Raw genomic sequence first — 761 nt, 5'->3', positions numbered from 1 at the left:
CGTCCTTCAGCGCGCGGAAGCGCTCGCGGATGTCCTGCATCTGCATCGCCCCGCCGGAGTCGACCACGTAGATGCAGGTGGCGCCGTAACCCTCCATCTTCTTCGCCTCCACGGCGAGGTGCTGCGGGCTGGTCAGGTGGCTCATCATCAGGAAGCCGACGGTGTCCATGCCGAGCGTCCGCGCGTGCTCGATGTGCTGGCGGGACACGTCGGCCTCGGTGCAGTGGGTGGCCACCCGCACCACGCGGGCGCCGGCCCGGTAGGCGTTGTCCAGGTCGTGCACGGTGCCGATGCCGGGCAGCAGCAGGGTGGCGATCTGGGCGTGGCTGACCACCTCGGCCACCGCCTCGATCCATTCCAGGTCGGTATGGGCGCCGAAACCGTAGTTGAAGCTGGAGCCCTGCAGGCCGTCGCCGTGGGCCACTTCGAGGGAGTCCACCTTGGCCTGATCGAGGGCGCGGGCGATGGCCTGCACCTGGGCGATCGAATACTGGTGGCGGACGGCGTGGCTGCCGTCGCGCAGGGTCACGTCGGAGATATACAGCTGCTTGCCGGGGGTGAAGGTCATGGCGTGGTCCTCAGGCGTGAAGCATGGATTGCGCCATGCGCTCGGCGGTGGCCAGCGCGGCGGAGGTCATGATGTCCAGGTTGCCGGCGTAGGCCGGCAGGTAGTGGGCGGCGCCCTCGACTTCGAGGAACACCGAGGTCTTCAGGCCCGAGAGATGGCCGAGGCCCGGCACGTTCAGCGGCGCCGACGCGGG

General features: G+C 69.3%; 1 protein-coding gene and 1 pseudogene. Both read right to left on the bottom strand.

Annotation, left to right across the window (positions count from 1 at the left end; all coding sequences use genetic code 11):
* On the bottom strand, positions 1-568 hold a 568-nt coding region (gene dmpG, locus ACFOJE_RS11160; RefSeq protein ID WP_377814422.1), incomplete at its 3' end, for a 4-hydroxy-2-oxovalerate aldolase.
* A gap of 10 nt (positions 569-578) precedes the next feature.
* Positions 579-761: pseudogene (locus ACFOJE_RS11155) on the bottom strand (acetaldehyde dehydrogenase); the annotation flags it as partial.

Origin of the sequence: Azotobacter bryophylli (assembly GCF_042643485.1) — a bacterium.
Taxonomy (GTDB): Bacteria; Pseudomonadota; Gammaproteobacteria; order Pseudomonadales; family Pseudomonadaceae; genus Azotobacter; species Azotobacter bryophylli.
This window is presented reverse-complemented; position numbering and strand designations above follow the sequence as displayed.